Source organism: Pseudooceanicola nitratireducens (assembly GCF_900109195.1).
GTDB classification, from domain to species: Bacteria; Pseudomonadota; Alphaproteobacteria; order Rhodobacterales; family Rhodobacteraceae; genus Pseudooceanicola; species Pseudooceanicola nitratireducens.
This window is the reverse complement of sequence record NZ_FNZG01000003.1, coordinates 301,763-325,250: the sequence shown is the minus strand read 5'-3', so window position 1 is coordinate 325,250 and position 23,488 is coordinate 301,763. Positions and strand designations below refer to the sequence as shown.

Sequence of the window (23,488 nt, the reverse complement as noted above, 5' to 3'; positions counted from 1 at the left end):
GACGGGGGCAGGCGGCCCCTGAACAGGCGGTCCGGTATTTCCCATGACGGAGAATGATATGGGTCTGTTCAATTTCCTCAAGAAGGCCGGCAAGAAACTGACGGGTGGCGGCGACGACGCACCCACGGCCGAAGCATTGCAGAAAGAGGTTGCCGATCTGGGGCTGGATACCACCGGGCTCGAGATCAAGGTCGAAGGCGATACCGTGAAGGTCGAAGGCTCGGCCGCCAGCGACGAGATCAAGGAAAAGGTCATCCTGGCCGTGGGCAATGTCGATGGCGTCGCCGCGGTAGAGGCCGAAGCCGACACCGCCGTCTTCCATACGGTCGAGAAGGGCGACACGCTTTGGGCGATCTCGGAAAAGACCCTTGGGGCGGGCAACCGCTATAACGAGATCTTCGAGGCGAACCGCCCGATGCTGTCGCATCCCGACAAGATCTACCCCGGCCAGGTGCTGCGCATCCCGCAATAAACCGGGCGGAACCGGTGCCGAATGGCTGCCGGTGACATGGAATTCCTTGGTGATTTTCAGGGAAAAGGCGGCCTTGCGCCGCCTTTTTTCGTCCCGAAGCCGTTGAACGTACCGTCAATCTTGCGTTGCGGCGCAATAACGCACAGGGTCGGGAAAACGGCGGGCCGCCAGACGCCCGCTCCAAAGGCTACGGGAGGAGACGCCTATGGTAATGACATCGCTTGCCGATAATCTCGCCATGCAGAACGCAATGGCATACGAGGACCGCGATCTGCCGGCCACCGTCTATGACATGCTCAAGCGGACGGTGGACAAGTTCCCCTCGCATAACGCGATTTCGTTCCAGCTGCTTTCTGGGCCGCAGGACAAGGCCGAGACGCTGACCTGGTCCGAATTCCACGACAAGATCTGCCAGGCGGCCAACATGTTCCGCAAGCTGGGCGTGGGCGAAGACGATGTGGTGGCGCTGGTCCTGCCCAACTGCAACGAAACCGCCGTTGCAACCGTGGCGGGCATGGTCGCGGGCATCGTGAACCCGATCAACCCGCTGCTCGATGCGGAACAGATCTCGGCGATCCTGCGCGAAACCAAGGCCAAGGTCGTGGTGACGCTGAAGGCCTTCCCGCAGTCCGACGTGGCCCAGAAGACCGCCGAGGCAGTGAAATTCGCGCCGAACGTCAAGGAAGTTCTGGAAATCGACCTGAACCGCTATCTGACGCCGCCGAAGTCCTGGATCGTGCCGCTGGTGCGCCCGAAGAACCCGGTGTCGCATCATGCGGACGTCAAGAACTTCAACGCCGAATGCGCCAAGCAGCCGACCTCTCTTGCCTTCGAGGACCGGCATGTGGACCGCGTCGCGGCCTATTTCCACACCGGCGGCACCACGGGCATGCCCAAGGTCGCGCAGCACAAGAATTCGGGCATCGTCTACAACGGCTGGATCGGTCACGAACTGCTTTACACCGAAGAAGACAACGTGATCTGCCCGCTGCCGCTGTTCCATGTCTTTGCCTGCCACGTGATCCTGATGTCGATGATCAAGTCCGGCGCGCATGTGGTCTTCCCGACGCCCTCGGGCTATCGCGGCGACGGCGTTTTCGACAACTTCTGGAAGCTGTGCGAACGCTGGAAGATCACCTTCATCATCACCGTGCCCACGGCGATTTCGGCCATGATGCAGCGCCCGGTGGATGCGGATATCTCGACCGTGAAGACTTCGTTCTCGGGCTCGGCCCCGCTTCCGCAAGAGCTGTTCAACCGGTTCGAAAAGGCCACCGGCGTCACCATCGTCGAAGGCTATGGCCTGACCGAGGCGACCTGCCTTGTGTCCTGCAACCCGGTCGAGGGTGAAAAGAAGATCGGCTCGGTCGGGATTCCCTTCCCTTACACGGACATCAAGATCCTCGACCATTCGAACGGCGAGACCCGCGAATGCGGCGTCGACGAGGTGGGCGAGATCTGCGTTTCGAACCCCGGGGTCAACGAGGGCTCGACCTACACCGAAGAGGTCAAGAACCGCGATCTCTACCATTCGCGCCCCGACACCAACCGCCTGTACCTGCGCACGGGTGACCTGGGCCGGATCGACAAGGACGGCTATCTGTTCATCACCGGGCGCGCCAAGGATCTGATCATCCGCGGCGGTCACAACATCGACCCGGCCGAGATCGAAGAGGCGCTGCTGGGCCATGATGCGGTGGCCTTTGCCGGTGCGATCGGCCAGCCCGACGCTCATGCGGGCGAGGTGCCCTGCGTCTATGTCGAACTGGTCGGCGGGGCGACAGTGACCGAGGCCGAGCTGATGGACTATGCCAAGAGCCACGTGCACGAACGCGCCGCGCATCCCAAGCACCTTGAGATCATGGACGAACTGCCCAAGACCGCGGTCGGCAAGATCTTCAAGCCGGACCTGCGCAAGATGGCGATCACCCGCATCTACAACGAAGCGCTGTCGGATGCCGGTGTCGCCGCCCAGGTGGTTGCCGTGGTTGACGACAAGAAAACCGGACTGACCGCCAAGGTGAAGAAATCCGGTGACGTGGACGAAGCGGCGATCAGCGCGCTTCTGGGCAAGTTCACCCGCCCCTGGGCCTGGGCCGAGTAAGCACTCGGTTCCGTCAGGGACTGGGCCACGTCCGACGATAAGACTTCCAGCAGGGGGCCATGCTGACAGCGTGGCCCCCATGCTTTTGCGAGGTCTGCCTTTTGCGGACGATATTATAGGGCTGGCTTTTCCTGTCGGTAGCCGGGGCTGGTGACAGGACTGGGGATCTACGTGCGGCAACGATCGCGGCTCCGGCCCAGCCAGCCCCGACTGACGCCGAAGTGACGCAACGCCATTCGGTCGGCCCCTTGATCGGCGCACTGAACGGGTGTCCTATCTTCTTACCCGCCGGTCAGGGCGGGCACAGGAGGGGAGGCCTGTTCATGCAACCATCACACCCACAGCTGACGGAATCCCAGGCCGAGGCGCTTGCCGCGCCCCTGTCGGAATTCACCGCCTCGCGCGCGTCGCTTTTCGCCACCAATGCCGAGCTGCCGTTTTTCGAACGGCTGCGCAACGAGGACCCGATCCACTGGTGCGAAACCGGCAATTACGAACCGCATTGGTCGATCACCCGCTACGCCGACATCGCGGCGGTGGATCTGGATCACAAACGGTTCTCCTCGGCCGAGGCGATCACGCTGCGCACCCCGGAAGCCATTGAATTCAATCGCTATCAGTCCAACGACGGGGCAGGGTTCATCACCATGGACCAACCCGACCACGGCCCGCAGCGCAAGGCCGTCGGCCCGGTCGTGCAGCCGCCGAACCTGGCGAAACTGTCGGTACTTCTGCGCGAACGTGCGGAAAAGCTGCTGGACAGCCTGCCGATCGGGGAAACCTTCGACTGGGTCGATCTGGTCAGCAAGGAATACACGGCCATGACTCTGGCCACGCTGTTCAACTATCCCTTCGAGGATCGCCGCCAGCTGACCCATTGGTCCGACATGATCACCGGCTCGCCCGGCAATGGCCCGGTGAAAAGCTGGGAGCACAAGAAAGAGGAAATGGACAATTGCTTTGCCGCATTCGACGCGCTGTGGCGGGATCGGGCAAAGCGCAGCGACGGCTTCGACCTGGTGTCGCTTCTGGCGCAGGGGGAAGAGACCGCCTCGATGCCGCGGCACATCTTCTATGGCAACGTGATCCTGCTGATCGTCGGTGGCAATGACACGACGCGGAACACCCTGTCCGGGTCGGTCTATGCGCTGAACCAGAACCCCGATCAATACGACCTGCTGCGCAGCGATCCTGCGCTGGTGCCCGGCATGGTGTCGGAAACCATCCGCTGGCAGACCCCGCTGGCCCATATGGCCCGCACCGCCAGGGAAGACGTCGAGATGCACGGCAAGCTGATCCGCAAGGGCGACCGCGTCGCCATGTGGTATCTGTCGGGCAATCGCGACGAAAGGCATTTCGAAAACCCTAATGCCTATGACATCACGCGCAAGAACGTGCGTTCTCATTTGTCCTTCGGCTTTGGAATCCATCGGTGTTTCGGCAACCGCGTCGCGGAAATGCAGCTTCAGATCCTGTGGGAGGAGATCCTGAAACGCTTCCCCGTGATAGAGGTTCTGGAAGAACCGAAACGAACGTTCTCGGTCTTTGTGCGGGGCTATGAAAGTCTGATGGTGCGCATTCCGCGCCGGCACTAGGGCGCGGCCGGCAAGGCTTCCCCCACTGGCAGGCGTGGCCCGGGCTGCGTCTGCTGATTTTTTGGGCGGCCGATGATATACTGTGCAATGTCCGTCGGGTCTCGCTTGTCTTCCCCGTGTCAGGGGGTGTCAGCTTGGCCTCGGTTCGTATGGGGGTGCGGGCCTGTCCCGGCCCCCGATACGCAAAACGCGAAGGAGAGAACATGTTCAACAGGTTGGTAGGGGCGGCCTTTGCCGCATCCGTGTCGGTGATCGGATTTGCGGGGGCCGCAGCGGCCACCGACATGCCGTTTGCGCTGGATTGGAAATTCGAAGGGCCGTCGGCACCCTATTTTGCCGCCATTGACGAAGGCTTTTTCGAAGCCGAAGGTCTGAGCGTCGAGATTTCCGAGGGCAAGGGGTCGCTGGACGCCATTCCCAAGGTCGCAACCGGCGCCTATCCCGTGGGCTTTGCCGATATCAACAGCCTGATGCGGTTCCTGGATCAGAACCCCGACGCGCCGGTCACCGCCGTCATGATGGTCTATGACAAGCCGCCCTTCGCCATCGTCGGCCGCAAGTCCCTGGGCATCGAGACGCCGAAGGACCTGGAAGGCAAGGTGCTGGGCGCGCCGCCGCCGGATGGGGCCTGGGCGCAGTTCCCGATCTTTGCCGCCGAAAACGACCTGGACGTCGATTCGATCACGGTCGAGCCCGTGGGCTTCCCGACCCGCGAACCGATGCTGGCCGAAGGCAAGGTCGCGTCCGTGACCGGCTTCTCGTTCTCGTCGACGCTGAACCTGAAACGTCTGGGCGTGCCGGCGGATGACATCAGCGTCATCCTGATGGCCGACAATGGCGTGGATCTCTATGGTAACGCGATCATCGTGAACACCGACTTTGCCGCCGAAAACGGCGAAGCTGTCACCGGGTTCCTGCGCGCCGTCGCCAAGGGCTGGGCCAGCGCCGTCGCCGACCCGGCCAAGGCCGTCGACGCGCTGATCAAGCGCAACCCGGCCGCGGATGCGGGTCTTGAGACCGAGCGCCTGCAGATGGCCATCGATGCCAACGTGCTGACCGACTACGTCGCCACCAACGGCATGGGCGGCATTGACGCCGACCGGATGACCAGCGCCATCGAACAGACCAAATCGGTCTACGAGTTCCAGGGCGAACCGGATGCCGCCAAGTACTTTGACGCCAGCTTCCTGCCGGATGACGGCAGCCTGATGCTGAAATAAGGGCAGGGGGCCGGTGTCCTGTACACCGGCCCCGCCTGACGTCTTCCCAAGATGACAAACCTTATCGAGATCAAGGGCGTGACCCACGCCTATCGGACCCCGAACGGCCCCCTGCCGGTTCTGGAGGATCTGACCCTTTCGGTGCCCGAGGGCGAATTCGCGGCCGTGGTCGGCCCGTCGGGGTGCGGGAAATCCACGCTGACGCGGCTGGTGGCGGGGCTGATGAAGCCCGACACCGGCGAAGTCTGGCTGCATGGCGAACGGGTGCGATCCCCGCGCAAGACGGTCGGCATGGCGTTTCAGAACCCGGTGATGCTGGAATGGCGCACGATCCTAGAAAACGTGATCCTGCCGCTGGAGATCGTCGCACCGAGCATGCCGCGCGCGCAGCGCCGCGCCCGCGCGATGGAGCTGCTGGAGCTGGTCGGCCTGGCGGGATTCGAGAACAAGCGCCCGTCGGAATTTTCGGGTGGCATGCGTCAGCGCGCGTCGCTGTGCCGGGCCATCGTGCACAGGCCCGATGTGCTGATCATGGATGAACCCTTTGGCGCGCTGGATGCCTTCACCCGCGAAGACCTTTGGCAGACCATGCATGCCTTGCGCGCGCAGGAGCCGTTCACGGCCGTTCTTATCACCCATGACCTGCGCGAAAGCGTCTATCTGGGCGACCAGGTCATCGTGCTGTCGGGGCGGCCCGCGACCACGCAATACGTGATGGATGTGAAGTACCCGGGCACGGGGCCGCGGCAGCTGGATGGGCTTTATACGCCCGAATGTGCCACGATGCTGGCCACGCTGCGCGAACAGATCCAGATCGCCCAGGGCCGCGTCGCCCCGAAGGAGGCCTGATGGACAAGCTACAGAAAATCCTGGTGCCCGTCGGGGCCATCGTTGTCTTTACCCTGCTGTGGGAGCTGCTGGTCTGGGCCAATGGCTGGCCGGATTACGTGATGGCCTCGCCCTCGGACCTGCCGCAGGCCTATGAGTGGTTCTGGAACCTGTTCCTGATCGGATCCTGGCAGACGCTTTGGAGGACGGTTGCGGGGCTGATGCTGGCGGTGATCTTCGGCACGGGTCTGGGCATGATCATGGGCTTTTCGCGGATCGCGCGGGATGCGCTGTATCCGCTGCTGGTCGGGTTCAATGCGATTCCCAAGGCGACACTGGTGCCGGTGCTGGCGCTGCTTTTCATCGGAGAGCATAATTTCAACACGGTGCTGATGGCTTTCCTGATTTCGTTCTTTCCGATCGCCGTTTCCGTCGGAATCGGCCTGTCGACGCTTGAGCCCGAGTATCGCGACATCCTGCGGTCGCTTGGCGCGTCGAAAGTGACGATCTTCCTGAAGATCGCCCTGCCCAAGACGCTGCCCGAGTTTTTCGGAGCGCTGAAGGTCTCGGTCACGCTGGCCTTTATCGGCACCAACCTGGTCGAGATCATTTCGCCGCATGGGCGGGGTCTGGGGGCGTTGTTTCTGTCGGGTCAGACGAATTCCAACTATCCGCTGATGTTCGCGGTGCTGATCGCCTTGGCGGTCCTGGGAATCGTTTTGTATTACGCCGTGGTGGCGCTGGAGAAGATCTTTGCCGGCTGGGCGGAGCGACCGCAGGGCTAGGGGACGGCCCCGAGGGGCCGTTGCCTTCGGCGAGAGTATTTTAGGCAAGATGATCGAGGGGGCGTGTCCGTGACGGGCGCGCCCTTTTTTTGTCGAAGGGGGGGCGTGCGGCATACGCAAATGCGGCGGCGGGTGTCTTGCGCTTTTGATCGGACCGGGGGGGGATGGTGCCGCAGGGGAGGATTGAACTCCCGACCTCACCCTTACCAAGGGTGCGCTCTACCACTGAGCTACTGCGGCGTCGGTGTCAGCGATGTCTCGCTGGCCGTGGCGGGTGATTAGACGAACCGGGCGGGGGGTGCAAGCGCAATCTGGACGGTTTTTGCACAGTGATTTACAGAAGGGGCATGAGTGATAAAGAGACCCCCAAATCCGGCACCGGAAAATCGGCGCAATCGCGCGAGGACCGGCTGAAGGCGGCACTGAAGGCGAACCTGTCGCGGCGCAAGGCCCAGGCGAAGGCGCGCAAGGTGCAGGCGGATCAGGACACAGGCGAGTAACGGGCGAGATCCCGGCAGAAAGGCGAGCGGCATGGACCAGATTATCGTAACGGGCAACGGCCCGCTGAACGGGGCGATTCCCATTGCCGGGGCGAAGAACGCCTGTCTGACGCTGATGCCCGCGACGCTTCTGTCGGAAGAGCCGCTGACCCTGACCAATGCGCCGCGCCTTTCCGACATCCGCACGATGACCGCGCTGCTGCAGTCGCTTGGCGCGGAAGTGACCGCAATGAACGACGGCAAGGTGCTGGCACTATCGTCGCACGGGTTGGACAACCACACGGCGGATTATGACATCGTGCGGAAAATGCGCGCCTCGATCCTGGTGCTGGGGCCGATGCTGGCGCGGGATGGCCATGCGGTCGTGTCGTTGCCCGGGGGCTGTGCAATCGGCGCGCGGCCGGTGGACCTTCACCTGAAGGCGCTGGAGGCCATGGGGGCCGAGCTGGACCTGCGGGAGGGCTACGTGCACGCCAAGGCCCCCGGCGGGCTGAAGGGCGGCGTGGTCGATTTCCCGATCGTGTCGGTCGGGGCGACCGAGAACGCGCTGATGGCGGCGACCCTGGCCAAGGGCACCACCGTCCTGAATAACGCCGCGCGAGAGCCCGAGATCGTCGACCTGGCGCAATGCCTGCGTCGCATGGGCGCGCAGATCGAGGGCGAGGGCACGAGCGAGATCACCATCCAGGGGGTCGACCGGCTGAACGGCGCGACGCACCCGGTGGTGACCGACCGGATCGAGCTGGGCACCTACATGCTGGCCCCGGCGATCTGCGGCGGAGAGGTGACCTGCCTGGGCGGGCGCATGGATCTGGTGGCGGCCTTCGCGGAAAAGCTGGACGAGGCTGGCGTCGACGTGACCGAAACGCCCGAGGGTCTGACGGTGAAGCGCCGCGGCGACCGGGTGCGCGCCGTCGACGTGACGACCGAACCTTTCCCCGGCTTCCCGACCGATCTGCAGGCGCAGATGATGGCGCTTCTGTGCACGGCCGACGGGGTTTCGGTGCTGGAAGAGAAGATTTTCGAGAATCGCTTCATGCATGCGCCGGAACTGCTGCGCATGGGCGCGAAGATCGAAGTGCATGGCGGCACCGCCAAGGTCACGGGGGTTGAGCGTCTGAAGGGCGCGCCGGTGATGGCGACGGATCTGCGGGCCTCGGTTTCGCTGATCCTGGCGGGGCTTGCCGCCGAGGGCGAGACGGTGGTGAGCCGGGTCTATCACCTGGACCGCGGTTATGAGCGGGTCGAGGAAAAGCTGATGGCCTGCGGGGCCAAGATCGAACGGGTTCGGGAAACATGAGCGACGCGCGATTCGAAGACGGGCGCGAGTCGCCGCTGAACCTGGGGGCCCAGGACGCAGAGGACGTCCAGGTGCTGTCGGCGCTGGTGCAGGACGCGGTCTTTACCGCGACCGACATGCAGTGGGAGCCAGCGCGCCGCCGGTTTTCCCTGCTGCTGAACCGGTTTCGTTGGGAAGACGAGGGGGCAAGCCGCCATGCGCCGGAGCGGGTGCGGTCCGTCCTGGTCATCGAGAACGTGCTGGGGCTGGCGAGCCAGGGGATCGACCGCAAGGACGCCGACCTGATCCTGTCGCTTCTGTCGGTCAGCTATGAGCCCGAGGGCGAGGGACCCGAGGGGCACGTGCTGCTGACGCTGGCGGGCGACGGGGCGATCCGGGCCCGCGTCGAGGCCCCGGAGCTGCGGTTGCGCGACGTGACGCGGCCCTATCTTGCGCCCTCGGGGCGCAGGCCCGACCACGGCTGAACGCGGCTGCAACTTCCGACATTTCGGTTCCTTTTGTCCGGTCCTGACGGGGCGGGCAGGGGGATTCGTTTTGTTGGAATCGGGATTCAAATATAGGGTATGCTGAATGCCTGCTGCGCATGCAGCGTGGATTTGCTGCGTCGCGGCGGGGTTGCGAGGCGTTCCGCTGTGCGGAAGGAGGAGCTTTGCGTTACGGCAATTTTCATCTCTGATGGCGTACAACTTATTGATATGTTGTTAGTAAATTCGATTTCCGTGCAATACCGCTCTGCGCAAGGGTATTCCGCGCCTCTCTGATCCAACCCATGCGGTCAGCATCCAAATTCACGCGAAAAATCGCAAATTTGAATAATGGGTATTCACAGGTCGAAATTTGCCGCGCAATATTCTTTCACCCGCCACCAGAGCGGTCAGAGGAGATTTCAGGGAGGAAAGATCATGCGAACTGCCCGTCTGACAAGAACGTTGGCCGCCACGACGGCCCTGGCCCTGGTGGCCGGAACCGCCGCCTTTGCCGAAAGCCATTCCATGGCCACGAAGGGAGGAGAGCTGACCGTTGCGCTGGAAACCGATGTGCGGGGCTTTGATACGGTCGATGGCGGCGTGCTGGGCCAGACCGGTGAAATCGTCATGCGCACCGTGCAGGAACCGCTGCTGGACTTCGATCCAGAAACCAACCAGGCCACGCCGCTTCTGGCGACCGAATGGTCCCACAACGACGAGCAGACCATCTGGACCTTCAAGCTGCGCGAAGGGGTGAAGTACCACGACGGCAGCGATTTCGACGCGGGCGACGTTGCAGCGCATTACAACCGCATCCTGGATCCGGCGAACAAGTCGCGGTCGCGGACCTTCATCTCGACCATCCAGAACGTGGTGGCAGTGGATCCGCTGACGGTGGAATTCCACCTGGCGCACCCATGGCAGGCGCTTCTGCCCTATCTGTCCACGACCTCGATGTCCGGGCCGATCCCGGCGAAAGAGGCGGTCGAAGCCGGCACCCAGAACCGCAGCCCCGTGGGGACGGGGCCGTTCAGGTTCGTCGAATGGGCCTCGGGGGATCGGATCATCGTCGAGAGGAACCCGGATTACTGGAACGCGGATGAGATCAACCTGGATCGCATCACCTTTCGCATCCTGCCCGACACCCAGACGCGCTTTGCATCGCTGCGGTCGGGCGAGGTGGACGTGATGTGGACCGACCGCGGCCCGTCGATCATCGAGGCGCAGAAGGACAAAAGCCTGGTGACCCTGGTCAGCGAAGGCGCGGGGGCGGCGATCAACCTGCTGAACGGCAAGAAGGAACCGCTGTCGAACGACAATCTGCGCAAGGCCCTGGCCCATGCCTGGAACCAGGATGCGCTGACCAAGATTTCCTGGCAGAACACCCGGCCGTCGGTGAAACACCCGCTTGGGCCGGTGAAGGACTGCGGCGACGCGAATTATCGCGGGTTCGACATCGCCAAGGCCAAGGAATACGTGCAGGCCTACAAGGACGAGACGGGCGCCACCGAGGTTCCCACAATCGTCATGATCCACACCACGACCCCGCGGGGCCGTGAGCTGGGGGAAATCTATCAGCAGACCGCAAAGGCCGCCGGCATCCCGATCGAACTTCAGCCGGTGGATCAGTCGACCCTTGTGAAACGGGTCTTCACCAATGACTTCGACATCTCGGGCTGGCGCTTTGCCGACGGGGCCGACATGGGGCCGCAGCTTTATGCCTATGCGATGCCCGGTTCGTCCTACAACCTGACCGGCTTTGACGATCCCAAGCTGGCCGAGGTCAGCCAGGCCATGCGCACCGCCACCAGCATGGAAGAGCGCCTGGATCTGCAATGCCAGATGGTGTCGATGATGAACGACGACGGCAGCCTGCTGTATCGCGGGGGCGGGCGCTATCACGCCTTCACCACGCAGCGGGTCAAGGGCGTGCCCAACCCCTATCGCGGCGTGGTCGATGTGACCCGCGCCTGGATCGACGAACAATCGTGATCGCGTGAGGACGTGATCGGCCCCGGCGGGAGGTTCCTGCCGGGGCCCAATCCGGAACAGGCCCCGCCAAGGGGCCGAAAGGGGGGCATATGCGGTATCTTCTGTACAGGCTCAGGCGGTTGGCGATCGTGCTGGGGGTGGTGACCTTCATCACCTTCCTGCTGGTCAATGTTCTGCCCGGCGACGTGGCCTATGAAATGGCCGGAATGGATTCGACCGAAGAAGAGGTCCAGGAAATCCGGGAAGAGCTGGGCCTGAACCGGCCCGTCCTGATCCGTTATGTGGAGTGGGTCGGCGGGGTCTTCACCGGGGACTGGGGCACATCCTACATCAACAAGGAAAACGTCTGGGACGCGGTGACCGACCGGTTTCCCGTGTCGTTCGAGCTGATGCTGCTGGCGCAGATCCTGGCGCTGTCGATGGCGATCCCGGCCGGCATGGCCTCGGCCTTCCGGCCCAATGGCCGGGCGGACCGGATCATCGGGGCACTGGCCTTTGCCAGCGTGTCCATGCCGTCCTTCATGACCGCGATCCTGCTGATCTTCGTCTTTGCCCTGGGCCTGGGCTGGCTGCCGGCAACGGGGTACGAACCGCTGTCCACGGGGCTTTGGGCGAACCTCAAGCCGATGATCCTGCCGGCGCTGTCCCTGGCGCTGGTGGAATGGACCATCCTGATGCGCACCCTGCGGGTCGAGATGATCAGCGTGCTGCAGGAGAATTACATCGCGCTGGCGCGGGCCAAGGGGATGTCGAACCTGCGCATCCTCTGGGTGCATGCGCTGCGGCCTTCGTCGTTTTCGATGATCACCCTGCTGGGCCTTCAGGTCGCGCGGCTTCTGGGCGGCACGATCATCATCGAACAGATCTTCGGCATCCCCGGCATCGGGCGGCTGCTGATCCATGCGGTCTACACCCGCGATTTCATCGTCATCCAGGGTTGCGTCACCTTCTTCGCGCTGGCTTTTGTGACGGCGAATTTCCTGGTCGACGTGGCCTATGCCTGGCTTGACCCCCGTGTCCGGACCGGAGGATCCCATGGCTGACGTGACCTCGTCCCGGCAGGGGACACAGACGGAAGACAAGCCGCAGATCGACATGAACATGGTCGCCATCGCGATGCACAGGCGGTCGCGGCGGCTGGGCCTGTATTTCTGGATCCCGATGATCTGGCTGGTGATCGTCGCCGTGGCCTGCATTTTTGCACCGTTCTGGGGGCTGCCCCCGGCGGATGAAATCGACTGGGTCTACATCCAGTCCCCGCCGGTCGAAGGCCACCCGCTTGGCACCGACAACCTGGGCCGGGATCTTCTGTCGCGCATCGTCTGGGGCGGGCGCGTGTCGCTGACCGTGGGCTTCGCCGCCCCCTTCATCGGCGTCGGGCTGGGCCTGATCCTGGGGCTGATCGCGGGCTATTACCGCGGCTGGGCGGACGAGGTGATCGGCATCCTGATCGACGCCTGGCTGGCGATCCCGGGGCTTGTGGTGCTGCTGCTGTTCTCGGTGGTCTTTGGCGGATCGCTTTTCATGGTCTGCGTCTCGCTTGGGCTATTGTTCATTCCGACCGCGGCACGGATCACCCGGGCGGCGACGCTGAACTACGCGGGGCGGGAATTCGTGCTGGCGGCCAAGGCCATGGGCGCGTCTGACTTCCGCATCATGCGGAAAGAGATCTTTCCCAATATCATCTGGCCGCTGATAGCCTTCATCCTGATCGACATCCCGATCGCCATCGTGATCGAAGGCGCGCTGTCCTTCCTGGGCTTGTCGGTCAAGGCTCCGACACCCAGCTGGGGCGGGATCATCGCCGAAGGCCGAGAGGTCCTGTCTACCTATCCGCATATCGCCATGTACCCGACGCTGGTGATGTTCGTGACGGTTCTCAGCTTCAACCTGGTCGGGGATGCGATCCGCCGGCGTCTTGCGGATGTCCGCGAAGGCGCGATCTGAGGAAAGGGATGCACATGGGTGAAATCATTCTTGATGTCCGGGATCAGCGCACCTCATTTGCCACCGCGCGGGGCATGCTGGCGGCGGTGGACGGCGTGTCGTTCACGCTTCAGCGGGGCCGGACCCTGGGCGTGGTCGGGGAATCCGGGTCGGGGAAATCGGTGCTCTCCCGGTCGATCATGCGGCTTCTACCGGGCAATGCGGTGGTGCCGGGCGGGTCCCGGGTGATCCTGAATGGCCGCGACCTGACCCGGTTAAGCGAGGCCGAGCTGCGCCGCCTGCGCGGGCCGGAGATGGCCATCGTCTTCCAGGATCCCATGACCTCGCTCAACCCGGTGCTCAGCATCGGCCGCCAGATCATGGAGGTGCTGATGTTCCACCTCGGCATGAAGAAACGCGCCGCCCGCGCCCGCGCGATCGAACTGCTGACCGCCGTGGGCCTGCCGCAGCCGGACGTGCGGGTGGACCAATATCCCCATCAGCTATCGGGGGGAATGCGGCAGCGGGTGGCGATCGCCATCGCCATCGCCTGCGAGCCGGACCTTCTGATCGCGGATGAACCGACGACCGCGCTGGACGTGACGGTGCAGGCCGAGATCCTTGATCTGCTGCAGCGCATGGTGCGCGAACGGAACATGGCGATGATCCTGATCACCCATGACATGGGGGTGGTCGCGGGGCGCTGCGATGACGTGGCGGTGATGTACGCCGGGCGGATCGTCGAACAGGCCCCGGTGCGCGATCTCTTCCGCAACACGCGGATGCCCTATACCGCGGCGCTGCTGGCCTCGATCCCCAAAGTGACGGATCCGCCGCACCGCAAGCTGGACGCCATCGACGGCCGCCCGCCCGATCTGATCAACCCGCCGCCTGGCTGCCCCTTTGCGCCGCGCTGCAAGCTGGCCGATGCGGACTGCGACCAAGGCAAGCCGATGCTCGAAGGCCCCGCAGGGCACCTTTTCGCCTGCATCCGCCCCCTGGGACAGGAGACCGCCGCATGAATGCCCCGACCCGCGATCCCGCCTTCCTGGCGATCGAGAACCTGACCGTCGAATACCCGCTTCAGGGCGGGCGCAAGGTCCATGCGGTCACCGATTTCTCGGCCCATGTGATGCGCGGCGAAACCCTTGGCCTGGTTGGCGAATCCGGCTGCGGCAAATCCTCGGCGGCGCGTGCCGTGATGCAGCTGCCACGCCCGACGCGCGGGGCCGTGCGCCTGGATGGACAGGAACTGACCGGCCTGCGCGGCCGCGCCCTGCAACAGGCGCGGCGGCGGTTCCAGATGATCTTCCAGGATCCGGTTGCCTCTCTGAACCCGCGCATGACCATCCGCGACATCGTCGCCGCGCCGCTGGAGATCGCCGGCATCGGCACGGCAGAGGAGCGCTGCGCCCGCGTCGCCGCCATGTTGGAAAAGGTCGGGCTGAACGCCGACCAGGCGATGGAGCGTCGGCCACATGAATTCTCGGGCGGCCAGTGTCAGCGGATCTCGATCGCCCGCGCCCTGATCCTCGAACCCGACCTTCTGGTCTGTGACGAGGCCGTCTCGGCGCTCGATGTGTCGGTCCAGGCGCAGGTGCTGAACCTGCTCGAGGACCTCAAGCGTGACCTCGGGCTGACCATGCTCTTCATCAGCCACGACCTGGCGGTGGTGAAACACGTAAGCGACCGTGTCGCGGTGATGTACCTCGGCCGGCTCTGCGAAATCGCAGATGCGGAAACCCTCTACCGGGGCTCCGTACACCCCTATACGCGCACGCTGCTCTCGGCCGTGCCCGAACCGGACCCCGAGGCGCCTCCGCATGCGCTGTCTCTCATTCCGGGCGAACTGCCGTCGCCGGTGAACCCGCCCTCGGGCTGCCCCTTCCGCACCCGATGTCCCCGCGCCAGTGACCTCTGCGCGTCACAGATGCCCCAGCTGCAGGACATCTCTCCGGGCCACCTCTCGGCCTGCCACCACCCCCTGACCTGACGGGCCGCCCTGGCCCATGGGCGGCAGGCCCCTCACAGGGGGCAGATCCCCATCATCTTGCCGGAAATACTCGGGCCGCAGGCCGCGCGGGCCTGCCCGCGCCCCCTTGCAATCGGTGCCAAAAGGCGAAACCAAGGGATCAGACAAGCAAAGCCGAGAAAAAGATGACCCAAGCGCCCAAGATCGACCTGACCAAACTGCTGGATGTGGAACCGGTAGAGGACAACTTCTTCCGGGGCAGCGAAACGCCGGGCGGGCACGGGCGCATGTTCGGCGGACAGGTTCTGGGCCAGGCGCTGGTTGCGGCCACCCGCACGGTCGAGGGCAAGGTGAACCACTCGCTGCACGGCTATTTCATGCGGCCCGGCGATGCGACGAAACCGGTGCTCTACCGGGTCGAACGGGACATGGACGGCAATTCCTTTGCCACCCGCCGGGTCATCGCGATCCAGAACGGCCAGCCCATCCTGAACCTCGCGGCCTCGTTCCAGGTCCGCGAAGAGGGGATGCACCACGCGCAGGAGATGCCCGCCGATATCCCCCCGCCCGAGGATCTGAAGACCGAAGCCGAGCTGGCCGAGGAACACGCCGAACACCTGCCCGAGAACTACCTGCAATTCGCCAAATGGGACCGGCCGGTGGAAATCCGGCCCTGCCATCCGGTGCCGCCCTTCGACATGACGGCGCGCACAGGCAAATCCTTCCGCTGGATCAAGGCCCGCGACGCCATGGGCGACGACCAGGGCCTGCACCGGGCCGCGCTGGTTTATGCCTCGGACATGGGGCTGATCGGGGCCGCGCTAGGCGTGCACGGGGTGGGGTTCTTTACCTCGGGCATGCGGGTCGCCTCGCTCGATCACGCCATGTGGCTGCACGAGGATTTCCGCGTCGACGACTGGCTGCTTTTCGAGATGGAAAGCCCCTGGACCGGCGGCGGGCGGGGTCTGGCGCGGGGCCGCTTCTACACCCGTGACGGCCGCATGGTCGCCTCCTGCGCGCAGGAAGGCATGACACGGCGCAAGATCTGACGCCGCGCTCATCGCGCCCTGACAGGCGCGCCTCGCCTCCGCCGCCCTGGACATGGCGAGGCGCGCACGTAAGGGCGCGATGAGCAGGCCGGCCTCAGGCGCGCGAAACCGCGCGATCAATACCGTCCAGCACCTGCTCGTAGACCTCGGGCGGGAAGTTGTGTCCCATGCCGGGGATCTCGATCATCTCGGCCGTGGGGCAATTCTCGGCCGTATCGCGCCCGCCGCTGACGGGAACCAGCGGATCCTCGACACCATGAATGACCGACACGGGCATGGTCAGCTTCTGCAGCTCGGCCCGGCGGTCGCGCGTCGCCAGGATCGCCGCGTATTGCCGGGCAAAGCCCGTCGGGTGGATCGAGCGGTCCAGGTCGGCCTCGGCATCGGCGCGCAGCTGGGCCTCGGGGATCGGATAGGCGGGCGAGCCGATGACCTTGTCGGTCTCGATCCGCGACTGGATGGCGCCTTCACGATCGGTCAGAGCATCTGGGCGCGGGCGGGTCAGGGCGGCCATGGCCTCATCCGTGGCACGCGGCAGATCCGGGTTGCCGGTGGTCGACATGACAGAGGTCATCGACAGCACCTTTTCGGGATGTTCGATCGCCATCAGCTGCACGATCATTCCGCCCATGGAGAAGCCGCAGACATGGGCCTTTTCAAGTCCCAGGTGATCCAGAAGCGCGATACCGTCCGCCGCCATGTCCGACAGCGTATAGGCCACCTTCGGTGTCTTCCCGGCGGCCTTGTCGGCCAGGATCTGCTTGTAATCGGGCAGGCCCGCATCGGTGAATTTCTGGCTCAGCCCGATGTCGCGGTTGTCCATCTTGATGACGCGGTAGCCCCGGTCGACCAGTTGCGCGACAAAGTCATCCTTCCAGCGCGTGCTTTGCGTCCCTACACCGGAAATCAGAAGAATGGGTTTGCCGTCCTCGGGCCCGATCACGTCGTGCCAGATCTCGACCCCGTTCACCTTTGCTATGCTCATGCCTGCCGCGCCTCCCGTCGCGTGGCCCCTTCGGGGCCGGAGTATCCACTACAATGCCGCGCAGATTAGGTCGTGGGTCGGGGCGGGGGAAGGGCAAAAACCACCCTGCGAAATTATATTTCACGAGGTCCCGGGCTGCGGGGGCGGCACCGAAGAAAAGGCCTTTCACGGACGGGTATGCCAACTTGCGTCGGGTCCGGGCGGCATCGTCGCACCGGGATCCCGCCATCATAGCGGTCGAACCGCCTGGACCATGCAGGCTGCGCCTGCCTCAGCCGTCGATCATGCCGAAGGCCAGCACGCTGTTGTACAGTCGGACAGCCGTGGCGCGGTCGGTGCGCCTGTCGGCCCAGTGGCGGAAATCATAGGCGGCGTTCAGCCCGGCGATCAGGCAATGCGACGCGATCAGCGGGTCGATCGCCCGGATCGAGCCTTCGCTGATCCCGTCGATCATCATCCCGGCAAAGCGCTGCGTGATCCGGTCGGACCGTTGCAGGATCGGTCCGCGCAGATCGCCGGGCAGGGCCATCAGAGCCGTGATCCGCAACAGGGGGAAGGCGGCGGCAAACTGCACATCCGTCAGCGCGGCGGTGACCGAGGACAGGCGGTCGAACCAGCTGCCCCGCATGTCCATCGCGGCCCGCTGAGTCAGGCTGATCCGCGTGTATGAGCGGTCGAAGCAGTCGGTGACCAGATCGTCCTTGCCGGCCAGGTGGTGATAGAACGACCCCTTCGACAGGTTCAGATGCGCCGCGATCCGGGTGACCGAAGCCCCGCGATAGCCGCGTTCGTTCATGGTGATCGTGGCGGCACGCAGGTAGGTTTCGTGGTTGATCTCGCCCTCGTCGCTGTCGCTGCCGGGCACGGTCAGCGGGGCGGGGCTCCAGCTGGCTCCCTCGGGCGCATAGCCGTTGCGGTACAGTTCCATCATGCGGGCGTGCACGCGCGGATGGTCCGAGGTCGAGTATTTGCCGATCCAGACCCGGCACCAGTGCAGCGTCTCAAGCAGGATATGGGTTCGGGCCCAATTCAGAGCCCGGCCCTCGGGGGTGTCGCCGCCGTCGAACAGCGCGACAAGCTGGCGGAAGACCTGCATGTAGTGATCGAACAGCTGGGTCTTCAGTGGGTCTTCCAGCGACCGCATGTCCGACAGCCGCGCCAGCGGCCGGCGCGTGCCTTTCTGTTCCTCGCCGTATTGTTCCAGCACCAGCCAGAGCAGCCGCGAGATCCGGGCGTCCACGTCAGTTTCCTGCGCGGCGATCGCGGTCATCGCGCCGATATGGCTGATGGTGCGTTCCAGCGTTGCGGCGGCCAGCAATTCCTTGCGCTTGAAGTAGTAGGTGATCGAGGTGGTGTTCATCTCGACCAGGTCCGCGACCGAAACGAAGGTCAGCCCGCGCAGCCCGCGGTCGTTGATGATCTGCGCGGCGGCATCCAGGATACGGTCCCGTTTGGCGCGAAACCGGTCAGAGGTCTCGTTCGCTCCGGCCGGGGGGGCGGGCGTCTGTTCGGCGGGGTCGTCTGCGGGCGTCGTCGGCTGATCCATGAAAATCGCATAGCAAGCCCTGCGGATGCTGTCACGCGCGGCAATGTGTCTGCCGCGAAGGGGCGTCACCTGCGGGAACCGGGCCGTCGATCTGCCCCAAAGTCAGGCAGGGGATGGGCCGAGGTGGTACTGTGCGGGCGGCCGATGTGCGGGCGGTGGGGGGGGGCGGACGGGCTAAGAGAATGGCCGTACCCGTTCCCGGGGGGCGACTGTGATTGGCGGGCACCGGGGTCGGGATGGGGCAGCCTGCGCAGTAGCGAACCCGAGAGGGGCCGAGAACGGCGTGACAGGGTAACCCGGACAAAGGAAAAGCGGTGGCCTTGGGGCCACCGCCGATTTGGTGCTGAAAAGAGTTTCCTATGCTTATGGGGAGTCAGTTTAACCTATTCGTAACGAAATTTCGCCATAATTTTGACCTAAAGGTCCAAAAAGTGATCTGGTCTACCCGCCAACGCCCTGTTTTGCGGGCGAAAGGGGCAGGTGTTCGATGATCTCGAACAATTTGTCCGGGCGCTCTCCGACCAGGCTGAGCGTGCCGATGGTCACTGGCCCCTGCAACAGCGGGTCCAGCGCGATTCGCAGCCGGTCGCGCACTGCGGGCATCACGTCCTCGGACAGTTTGCCCGACAGGGTCATGTGGAACCGGAACTCCTCGAACACGTAGGGATAGCCCCAGTCCAGCAGCAGCGCGTCCTGTCGCGGGCTGAGCCGTGCGGCGCGGCGGCGGGTCAGTTCGTCCTGCGTCGCCGGGGCGCGGAAGTGGTCCAGATCGCGGACCATGGTGGCGGCCAGGGTGTTCAGCGCCTCGGTCTCTCCGGTCACGGTCAGGGCCAGGAAGCGGCCCAGCTGCGACAGCGACAGCCCATCCAGGGTAACGCGCCCCTGGGAGGCGACCAATGCGCGGGCGTCGCGCAGCAGCTCGTCCCCGGTGCGGCCGGGGGCCAGGCGGAAGGGCGGCTTGATCGTTGCGTGAAAGCCGTATTTGCGCGGCGTCTGGGTGATCTTGTCGATCGCCAAGGGCAGTCCGGGCAGATCGGGGTGCGCGCGCGGCGTGCCGGTTTCGATGTCCCAGCCCAGCCAGGCTGCGGCGAAGTCGGACAGCGGGCCGGGCGCGGGGGTGTAGTAGATCGCGTAGCGGGAATAAGTCATGGCCTGTCTGTGGCGGTAACAGATGTCAGTTTCATGACGGTTAACCGGGCTGCGGCCCTCAGGCAACGCGGCCGAAGCCTTCTATCAGTTGGCGCAGACCCAGGGCGGCCCCGGCAAAGATCGCGGCAAAGGTGACGGGGGCCGAGAAGGCCAGGACCGAAAAGGCCGAAAGCCCCTGGCCAACGGTGCACCCAAGCGCCAGCACCGCGCCCACGCCCATGATCGCCGCACCGATGATCTGGCGGCGCAATTCGCGCGGGTCCTCGCAGGCCTCCCATCTGAAGTGGCCCTTCAGCAGCGATCCGGCAAAGGCCCCCAGGGCGACGCCCGTCACCGATCCCACGGCAAAGGACGGCGCGCGGGCCGATCCCATCATGACGTAAAGAAGCGTTTCGCCCACGGGGGCCGAGAAGCTGTGCGATACGGTCTGCAGGTTCTCGAACCCGGTGGTCGAGATCCAGTAGCTGCCGGCCCAGCCGGTCAGGATCGCCAGCGCCACGACGCCCGACCAGAACAGTGCCCGCAGGTCCGTGGCGAAGGTGCGCGAGGACAGTGCGCCCAGCACGATCAGCGCGCCGATCACCATGCCGATCAGCGGCACCGACAGGCCCGTGATCTCTCCCAGCCAATGGGCGATGCCGGGGGGAAGGTCGGTCGTGGGGACCTCCTGTTGCAGGAAGGTGGCGTTGCGCATCCAGGCCAGCGGCCCGGCCAGGGTGAACCAGGCCGAGACGCCCAGAACCAGCACGATGACAAAGGCGCGCATGTCGCCGCCGCCCAGCCGTGCGATGCAGCCGTAGCCGCAGTTGCCCGCCAATGCCATGCCATAGCCGAACATCAGCCCACCCAGGACCGAGGCGACTGGCATCCAGCGGATCGACAGGTAATAGGAGGCCCGGGTTTCGAACAGCCCCGCCTGCATCAGGGCAAAGGCCCCAAGGACCGACAGGCCGATCGCAAGGATCCACATGCGCATGCGCCGCGCGGATCCGCCGTAAAGCAGGTCTTCGATTGCGCCAAGGGTGCAGAACCGTCCCAGTCGCGCCGCCAGGCCAAGCATCAGCCCGCCCACAAGCCCGACCAGGGCCATGGTCCAATCATCGCCCAGGAAATCCAGCATCGCGTCCTCCCGAGAGAGGCCCTGCGGTTACTCCTCCGTGCCGCAGAACATCTCGTATACGAGTTCCAGAGTACGCCTTGGGCGGTCATCCGCAAGGCTGTAGTAGATCGCCTTGCCCTCGCGACGGGGAACGACCAGACCTTCCAGGCGCAGGCGGGACAGCTGCTGTGACACGGCCGCCTGGCGGGCGGACAACAGTTCTTCCAGCTCGGTCACGGATTTTTCGCCGGTGACCAGATGGCACAGGATCATCAGCCGACCTTCGTGGGAAAGCGCCTTGAGGAAGTTCGCCGCATCGGTCGCGTTCTGCGAAATGCGGTCCATTTCGGTCTCGGTGATATCAGGGCTGAGCTTTGGAAGGGCCATGGGTCTGCGGTCTCTATCACTGGGGGCCGGGCGCGGGACGGGCCGGGATTCTGCGCTGCCTGGGATGTGTGGAATACAACATCTTGAGTTGCCTTTATTCTTTAGTCTTCGCTTGGCCTTGGGGCAAGTGCGGTGGTTTCGGCGGGGCTGTCATGCCCTGCGGGTGTGGCTTCGGGGCCGGTTGAGGGGCCGGTTGAGGGGACCAGGCCGGGGTCGAAGCCGGCCTTTTCGGCGGCCAGACGTTCCAGCAGAGGCCAGAAGAAGTCCTCTCCCGGGTAGCCCTCGATCCGGCCGATTTCGGCCCCGGCGTCATCCAGCAGGATGAAGGTCGGGGTGAAGCGCGCCGGGTAGGCATAGGTCGTGCCCGCGGGCGGGCCGTCGTGCAGGTCGGCACGGCGCAGGGGGGCAAAAGCCCCGATGGCCGTCTTGGGGTAGATCGGCGCGATGTCCCGGTCCCAGGCGGCGCAATAGGCGCAGCCGGGTTGTTCGACCATCACCAGTTCCGCAGCCCAGGCGGGCAGGGCCATCAGCCCCGCCATCAGCCCGGCCTTTACCCCGGTCACAGCACCAGCCCGCGCCGCCGCACGGCGGGCGGCACGCAGCGGAACCTTGGCCACATAGGTGGCCAAATACAGGGGCAGGGTTGCGCGGATCATCTGGGCCTTGCAATTGACGTCATATCTTGACAACACATAATATGAATATGTGAATTAATCAAGTCACAGGGTGCCAAGCGGGAGGAGAGCCATGCTTGAAACGACCTATTTCGGGGCCCTGGCCGCCGGACTTCTCAGCTTTTTCACCCCCTGCATCCTGCCCATGGTGCCCTTCTACCTGTGCTACATGGCGGGGCTGTCCATGGCCGAACTGCGCGGCGGCGACCAGATCGCGCCGGGGGTGCAGCGGCGGCTGGTGGCCTCGTCCGTGTTCTTCGCGTTTGGGGTGACGACGATCTTCGTTCTTCTGGGGCTGGGGGCCACGGCGCTTGGTCAGGCCTTTGCACAGTGGCGCGGGCCGCTGTCCTATGTCGCGGCGGCCGTGCTGGCGCTGTTCGGGCTGCACTTCCTGGGGGTCGTGCGGATCCCGATCCTCTACCGAGAGGCCCGGATCGAGGCCAAGGCCGAGCCGACAAATGCGCTTGGGGCCTATGTCATGGGGCTGGCCTTCGGGTTCGGCTGGACGCCCTGCGTCGGGCCGGCGCTTGCGGCGATCCTGATGGTGGCCAGCGGCATGGGCGACCTGTGGCGCGGCGGTCTTCTGCTGCTGGTCTACGGGATTGGCATGACCGCGCCCTTCGTCATCGCGGCGCTGTTCGCGCGGCCCTTCCTGGGCTGGATGCAGCGCAACCGCCGCTACCTGGGCCACGTGGAAAAGGTGATGGGCGCGATGCTGATCCTCTTTGCCGTGCTGATCGCCACCAATTCCGTCAACCGCATCGCCGATGCGCTGATCAAACTGTTCCCCGGCTTTGCCAACCTTGGATGAGGACACGACCATGAGACGTTTTCTGACTGCTGCCGTGATGGGGGCCACCCTTGCCCTGACCGGGGGAGGTGCCCTTGCGGCCGAGCTGGGGGATGACGGGCTGCACAAGGCCCCTTGGATGCACGAGACCTTCAAGGACCTGCGCGAGGACCTGGAGGAGGCCGGCACCCAGGGCAAGCGCCTGCTGGTCATCGTCGAACAGCGCGGCTGCATCTATTGCACCAAGATGCACGAAGAGGTCTTTCCTCAGCCCGAGATCGCCGACCTGCTGAACGAGAAGTTCTTTGTCGTGCAGATGAACATGTTCGGCGATGTCGCCGTCACCGACCTGGACGGAGAGGAGCTGTCCGAGAAGGAGGCCGTGGCCAAATGGGGGATGCTGTTCACCCCGACGATGATGTTCCTGCCCGAAGATGCGCCCGAAGGCCTGCCCGCCAATCGCGCCGCCGTGGCGGTGATGCCGGGGGCTTTTGGCAAATACACCACCTTCAACCTGCTGAACTGGGTGCTGGAGCACGGCTATGACGGCGATGAGCCGTTTCAGAAGTACCACGCCCGGATGCTGCAGGATCAATTACCCCAATAGGTTGCGCGGACCACTTTGCAGGTGCGGCGAGAAAGTTGCGC

At 64.6% G+C, this 23,488-nt stretch carries 23 protein-coding genes and 1 tRNA gene; 17 read left to right on the top strand and 7 right to left on the bottom strand.

Annotated elements, in window-relative coordinates; genetic code table 11:
• Positions 1-58 precede the first annotated feature (58 nt).
• The 6 genes from lysM (at position 59) to BMX99_RS12185 (ending at position 7,004) form a co-directional block, all read left to right on the top strand.
• Complete coding sequence (lysM, locus tag BMX99_RS12210) at positions 59-472, top strand: peptidoglycan-binding protein LysM (protein ID WP_093452108.1); 414 nt, start codon at positions 59-61, stop codon at positions 470-472.
• A 205-nt stretch (positions 473-677) separates the two neighbouring features.
• Complete coding sequence (locus BMX99_RS12205) at positions 678-2,576, top strand: acyl-CoA synthetase (protein ID WP_170848734.1); 1,899 nt, start codon at positions 678-680, stop codon at positions 2,574-2,576.
• 323 nt (positions 2,577-2,899) lie between these two features.
• Positions 2,900-4,171 (top strand): cytochrome P450, encoded by a 1,272-nt coding sequence (locus BMX99_RS12200; protein WP_093452101.1) that lies wholly within the window; start codon positions 2,900-2,902, stop codon positions 4,169-4,171.
• A gap of 203 nt (positions 4,172-4,374) precedes the next feature.
• A complete protein-coding gene (locus BMX99_RS12195; RefSeq protein WP_093452098.1) occupies positions 4,375-5,391 on the top strand; it encodes an ABC transporter substrate-binding protein in 1,017 nt (338 codons plus the stop codon).
• A gap of 51 nt (positions 5,392-5,442) precedes the next feature.
• Positions 5,443-6,240, top strand: coding sequence for an ABC transporter ATP-binding protein (locus tag BMX99_RS12190; protein WP_093452095.1), 798 nt, complete (start codon positions 5,443-5,445; stop codon positions 6,238-6,240).
• The gene (locus BMX99_RS12185; RefSeq protein ID WP_093452092.1) at positions 6,240-7,004 is read left to right on the top strand and encodes an ABC transporter permease; all 765 of its coding nucleotides are present in this window, start codon (positions 6,240-6,242) and stop codon (positions 7,002-7,004) included. Before BMX99_RS12190 ends, BMX99_RS12185 begins: the two co-directional genes overlap by 1 nt.
• Before the next feature lie 165 nt (positions 7,005-7,169).
• Here BMX99_RS12185 and BMX99_RS12180 read toward each other — a convergent pair.
• Positions 7,170-7,244 (bottom strand) — tRNA-Thr (locus tag BMX99_RS12180).
• A gap of 107 nt (positions 7,245-7,351) precedes the next feature.
• On the opposite strand from BMX99_RS12180, the gene BMX99_RS19705 reads away from it, so the two are divergent.
• The 9 genes from BMX99_RS19705 to BMX99_RS12140 all read left to right on the top strand — a co-directional run bounded on the left by BMX99_RS19705 (position 7,352) and on the right by BMX99_RS12140 (position 16,210).
• Positions 7,352-7,504, top strand: a complete 153-nt coding sequence (locus BMX99_RS19705; RefSeq protein ID WP_170848735.1) for a hypothetical protein — start codon at positions 7,352-7,354, stop codon at positions 7,502-7,504.
• 31 nt (positions 7,505-7,535) lie between these two features.
• The gene (gene murA, locus BMX99_RS12175) at positions 7,536-8,804 is read left to right on the top strand and encodes a UDP-N-acetylglucosamine 1-carboxyvinyltransferase (protein ID WP_093452089.1); all 1,269 of its coding nucleotides are present in this window, start codon (positions 7,536-7,538) and stop codon (positions 8,802-8,804) included.
• On the top strand, positions 8,801-9,268 hold the full coding sequence (locus BMX99_RS12170; protein ID WP_093452086.1) for a DUF2948 family protein: 468 nt from the start codon (positions 8,801-8,803) through the stop codon (positions 9,266-9,268). The genes murA and BMX99_RS12170 overlap by 4 nt, the downstream gene beginning before the upstream one ends.
• Positions 9,269-9,706: 438 nt before the next feature.
• The gene (locus tag BMX99_RS12165; RefSeq protein WP_170848736.1) at positions 9,707-11,263 is read left to right on the top strand and encodes an ABC transporter substrate-binding protein; all 1,557 of its coding nucleotides are present in this window, start codon (positions 9,707-9,709) and stop codon (positions 11,261-11,263) included.
• A gap of 89 nt (positions 11,264-11,352) precedes the next feature.
• Complete coding sequence (locus tag BMX99_RS12160; protein WP_093452080.1) at positions 11,353-12,306, top strand: ABC transporter permease; 954 nt, start codon at positions 11,353-11,355, stop codon at positions 12,304-12,306.
• Entirely contained in the window at positions 12,299-13,210 is a 912-nt protein-coding gene (locus BMX99_RS12155; RefSeq protein WP_170848737.1) for an ABC transporter permease, read from the top strand. The genes BMX99_RS12160 and BMX99_RS12155 overlap by 8 nt, the downstream gene beginning before the upstream one ends.
• Positions 13,211-13,224: 14 nt before the next feature.
• A complete protein-coding gene (locus BMX99_RS12150; protein ID WP_093452073.1) occupies positions 13,225-14,211 on the top strand; it encodes an ABC transporter ATP-binding protein in 987 nt (328 codons plus the stop codon).
• Complete coding sequence (locus tag BMX99_RS12145; RefSeq protein WP_093452070.1) at positions 14,208-15,182, top strand: ABC transporter ATP-binding protein; 975 nt, start codon at positions 14,208-14,210, stop codon at positions 15,180-15,182. Before BMX99_RS12150 ends, BMX99_RS12145 begins: the two co-directional genes overlap by 4 nt.
• Before the next feature lie 164 nt (positions 15,183-15,346).
• Positions 15,347-16,210, top strand: a complete 864-nt coding sequence (locus BMX99_RS12140; protein ID WP_093452067.1) for an acyl-CoA thioesterase — start codon at positions 15,347-15,349, stop codon at positions 16,208-16,210.
• Positions 16,211-16,304: 94 nt separating this feature from the next.
• On the opposite strand, the gene BMX99_RS12135 is transcribed toward BMX99_RS12140, so the two are convergent.
• The 6 genes from BMX99_RS12135 to BMX99_RS12110 form a co-directional block, all read right to left on the bottom strand.
• Positions 16,305-17,195, bottom strand: coding sequence for an alpha/beta fold hydrolase (locus BMX99_RS12135; RefSeq protein WP_093452064.1), 891 nt, complete (start codon positions 17,193-17,195; stop codon positions 16,305-16,307).
• 271 nt (positions 17,196-17,466) lie between these two features.
• Positions 17,467-18,741 carry a TetR/AcrR family transcriptional regulator gene (locus tag BMX99_RS12130; RefSeq protein WP_093452061.1) on the bottom strand — a complete coding sequence of 425 codons (1,275 nt, stop codon included), beginning with the start codon at positions 18,739-18,741 and terminating at the stop codon, positions 17,467-17,469.
• Positions 18,742-19,182: 441 nt separating this feature from the next.
• On the bottom strand, positions 19,183-19,890 hold the full coding sequence (locus BMX99_RS12125) for a DUF1045 domain-containing protein (RefSeq protein WP_093452058.1): 708 nt from the start codon (positions 19,888-19,890) through the stop codon (positions 19,183-19,185).
• 58 nt (positions 19,891-19,948) lie between these two features.
• Positions 19,949-21,010, bottom strand: a complete 1,062-nt coding sequence (locus BMX99_RS12120) for a YeeE/YedE family protein (protein WP_093452055.1) — start codon at positions 21,008-21,010, stop codon at positions 19,949-19,951.
• Positions 21,011-21,037: 27 nt separating this feature from the next.
• Complete coding sequence (locus BMX99_RS12115; RefSeq protein ID WP_093452053.1) at positions 21,038-21,376, bottom strand: ArsR/SmtB family transcription factor; 339 nt, start codon at positions 21,374-21,376, stop codon at positions 21,038-21,040.
• A gap of 101 nt (positions 21,377-21,477) precedes the next feature.
• The gene (locus tag BMX99_RS12110) at positions 21,478-22,032 is read right to left on the bottom strand and encodes a thioredoxin domain-containing protein (RefSeq protein ID WP_322788141.1); all 555 of its coding nucleotides are present in this window, start codon (positions 22,030-22,032) and stop codon (positions 21,478-21,480) included.
• Positions 22,033-22,123: 91 nt separating this feature from the next.
• On the opposite strand from BMX99_RS12110, the gene BMX99_RS12105 reads away from it, so the two are divergent.
• Both BMX99_RS12105 and BMX99_RS12100 read left to right on the top strand, forming a co-directional pair.
• A complete protein-coding gene (locus BMX99_RS12105; RefSeq protein ID WP_093452050.1) occupies positions 22,124-22,861 on the top strand; it encodes a cytochrome c biogenesis CcdA family protein in 738 nt (245 codons plus the stop codon).
• Between the two features lie 10 nt (positions 22,862-22,871).
• A complete protein-coding gene (locus BMX99_RS12100) occupies positions 22,872-23,447 on the top strand; it encodes a thioredoxin family protein (protein WP_093452047.1) in 576 nt (191 codons plus the stop codon).
• The last annotated feature ends 41 nt before the right edge of the window (positions 23,448-23,488 follow it).

Bases quoted from the DNA above. Each gene is read 5' to 3' on its own strand.
- BMX99_RS12165 (WP_170848736.1), top strand. From the start codon at position 9,707: ATGCGAACTGCCCGTCTGACAAGAACGTTGGCCGCCACGACGGCCCTG.
- BMX99_RS12145 (WP_093452070.1), top strand. From the start codon at position 14,208: ATGAATGCCCCGACCCGCGATCCCGCCTTCCTGGCGATCGAGAACCTG.
- BMX99_RS12115 (WP_093452053.1), bottom strand. From the start codon at position 21,376: ATGGCCCTTCCAAAGCTCAGCCCTGATATCACCGAGACCGAAATGGAC.
- BMX99_RS12135 (WP_093452064.1), bottom strand. From the start codon at position 17,195: ATGAGCATAGCAAAGGTGAACGGGGTCGAGATCTGGCACGACGTGATC.
- BMX99_RS12170 (WP_093452086.1), top strand. From the start codon at position 8,801: ATGAGCGACGCGCGATTCGAAGACGGGCGCGAGTCGCCGCTGAACCTG.
- BMX99_RS12195 (WP_093452098.1), top strand. From the start codon at position 4,375: ATGTTCAACAGGTTGGTAGGGGCGGCCTTTGCCGCATCCGTGTCGGTG.
- BMX99_RS12105 (WP_093452050.1), top strand. From the start codon at position 22,124: ATGCTTGAAACGACCTATTTCGGGGCCCTGGCCGCCGGACTTCTCAGC.
- lysM (WP_093452108.1), top strand. From the start codon at position 59: ATGGGTCTGTTCAATTTCCTCAAGAAGGCCGGCAAGAAACTGACGGGT.
- BMX99_RS12130 (WP_093452061.1), bottom strand. From the start codon at position 18,741: ATGGATCAGCCGACGACGCCCGCAGACGACCCCGCCGAACAGACGCCC.
- BMX99_RS12155 (WP_170848737.1), top strand. From the start codon at position 12,299: ATGGCTGACGTGACCTCGTCCCGGCAGGGGACACAGACGGAAGACAAG.
- BMX99_RS12150 (WP_093452073.1), top strand. From the start codon at position 13,225: ATGGGTGAAATCATTCTTGATGTCCGGGATCAGCGCACCTCATTTGCC.
- BMX99_RS12205 (WP_170848734.1), top strand. From the start codon at position 678: ATGGTAATGACATCGCTTGCCGATAATCTCGCCATGCAGAACGCAATG.
- BMX99_RS12160 (WP_093452080.1), top strand. From the start codon at position 11,353: ATGCGGTATCTTCTGTACAGGCTCAGGCGGTTGGCGATCGTGCTGGGG.
- BMX99_RS12120 (WP_093452055.1), bottom strand. From the start codon at position 21,010: ATGCTGGATTTCCTGGGCGATGATTGGACCATGGCCCTGGTCGGGCTT.
- BMX99_RS12125 (WP_093452058.1), bottom strand. From the start codon at position 19,890: ATGACTTATTCCCGCTACGCGATCTACTACACCCCCGCGCCCGGCCCG.
- BMX99_RS12190 (WP_093452095.1), top strand. From the start codon at position 5,443: ATGACAAACCTTATCGAGATCAAGGGCGTGACCCACGCCTATCGGACC.
- BMX99_RS12110 (WP_322788141.1), bottom strand. From the start codon at position 22,032: ATGATCCGCGCAACCCTGCCCCTGTATTTGGCCACCTATGTGGCCAAG.
- BMX99_RS12140 (WP_093452067.1), top strand. From the start codon at position 15,347: ATGACCCAAGCGCCCAAGATCGACCTGACCAAACTGCTGGATGTGGAA.
- murA (WP_093452089.1), top strand. From the start codon at position 7,536: ATGGACCAGATTATCGTAACGGGCAACGGCCCGCTGAACGGGGCGATT.
- BMX99_RS12100 (WP_093452047.1), top strand. From the start codon at position 22,872: ATGAGACGTTTTCTGACTGCTGCCGTGATGGGGGCCACCCTTGCCCTG.
- BMX99_RS19705 (WP_170848735.1), top strand. From the start codon at position 7,352: ATGAGTGATAAAGAGACCCCCAAATCCGGCACCGGAAAATCGGCGCAA.
- BMX99_RS12185 (WP_093452092.1), top strand. From the start codon at position 6,240: ATGGACAAGCTACAGAAAATCCTGGTGCCCGTCGGGGCCATCGTTGTC.
- BMX99_RS12200 (WP_093452101.1), top strand. From the start codon at position 2,900: ATGCAACCATCACACCCACAGCTGACGGAATCCCAGGCCGAGGCGCTT.